This is a genomic window from Micromonospora tarensis (assembly GCF_016803395.1).
Lineage (GTDB): Bacteria > Actinomycetota > Actinomycetes > Mycobacteriales > Micromonosporaceae > Micromonospora > Micromonospora tarensis.
Genome location: NZ_JAEVHL010000506.1, coordinates 1 through 1,373 on the forward strand (window position 1 = coordinate 1; position 1,373 = coordinate 1,373).

Here is a 1,373-nt window from a genome sequence, read left to right on the forward strand (position 1 = left end):
GCGATCTTGGTTAGTAGGTTTCAGCGGCTGGGAAGCGGTCGCTGAAGGTGATGGCGAAGGCGTTCAACGCGGGTTTCCAGCGCATCGTCCATCGGGTTCTGCCTGCTCCGGTGGGGTCCAGGGATCGGGTCACCAGATACAGACACTTCAACGCGGCCAGTTCGTTCGGGAAGTGGCCGCGAGCCTTCACGGCCCGTCGGTAGCGGGCGTTGAGCGACTCGATCGCGTTGGTCGAGCAGATGACCTTGCGGATCTCCAGGTCGTAGTCGAGGAACGGGATGAACTCCGCCCAGGCGTTGTCCCACAAGCGGATCACCGCCGGATACCGCCCGCCCCACTTCTCGGCCAGGTCCTCGAACGCAGCCCGGGCCGCCGCCGCGTTGACGGCGGTGTAGATCGGCTTGATGTCGTGCTTCAACTCGTCCCAGTACTTGCGGGAGGTGAGCCGGAACGTGTTGCGGATCAGATGGATGATGCAGGTCTGCACCACCGTCTGCGGCCACACGTTCGTGACCACCTCTGGCAGGCCCTTGAGGCCGTCGCAGACGAGGAAGAACACGTCCTTCACACCCCGGTTACGCAAGTCGGTCAGCACGCTCATCCAAAACTTCGCGCCCTCACCACCGGTGCCGGCCCACAGCCCGAGGATGTCCTTGTCCCCGTCGAGGGTGACTCCGATCGCGGCGTAGAACGGCCGGTTTGCGACCTGCCCGTCGCGGACCTTGACCACGATCGCGTCGATGAACACCGCCGCGTAAATCTCATCCAGGGGCCGGTGCGACCAGTCAGTCATCTCCTCGATGCCCCTGTCGGTGATCCGCGAGATCGTCTCCTTACTGACCGACGCCCCATAGATCTCGGCGAAGTGGGCCGAAATCTCGCCCGTGGTCAGCCCTTTGGCATACAGCGACAACACCACCTCGTCGACACCTGACAACCGGCGTTGCCGCTTGCGCACGATCTGCGGGGCAAACGTGCCCGCCCGATCCCGAGGCACGTCGATCTGCACAAGCCCCGACGCGTCGGTCAACACCGTCTTCGACCGGCTGCCGTTGCGGACGTTGCCCGAGCCGGCGCCGTCGGGTTCGTGTTTGGCATAGCCGAGGTGCTCAGTCATCTCCTCGTTCAACGCGGTCTCCAAGACCGTCTTGGTCAACTGCTTCAGCAGCCCGTCCGGGCCCGTCAACGACAGGCCCTGTTCCTTCGCGGCCCGCACCAGCTCCGCGGCGGCTTTCGCCTCCGCCGACAGTTCGGGCCGCTTCTTGCATCCGGTCTGATCGTTCAGTGTCGCGGTCATCACGGCACCCTCCTCACCAGGCACAACGCCCGGCAGGTCAGGCCGGAAACACCGTTAGATCCACAGACCCGGTCGC

The 1,373-nt window shown here is 64.5% G+C and carries 1 protein-coding gene; it reads right to left on the bottom strand.

Features of this window, described 5'->3' with window-relative positions; all coding sequences use genetic code 11:
- Positions 1-10: 10 nt before the first annotated feature.
- Positions 11-1,297: an IS256 family transposase gene (locus tag JM949_RS35960; RefSeq protein WP_203152474.1), complete on the bottom strand. Its 1,287-nt coding sequence runs from the start codon at positions 1,295-1,297 to the stop codon at positions 11-13.
- Positions 1,298-1,373: the final 76 nt, after the last annotated feature.

Bases quoted from the DNA above. Each gene is read 5' to 3' on its own strand.
- JM949_RS35960 (WP_203152474.1), bottom strand. From the start codon at position 1,297: ATGACCGCGACACTGAACGATCAGACCGGATGCAAGAAGCGGCCCGAA.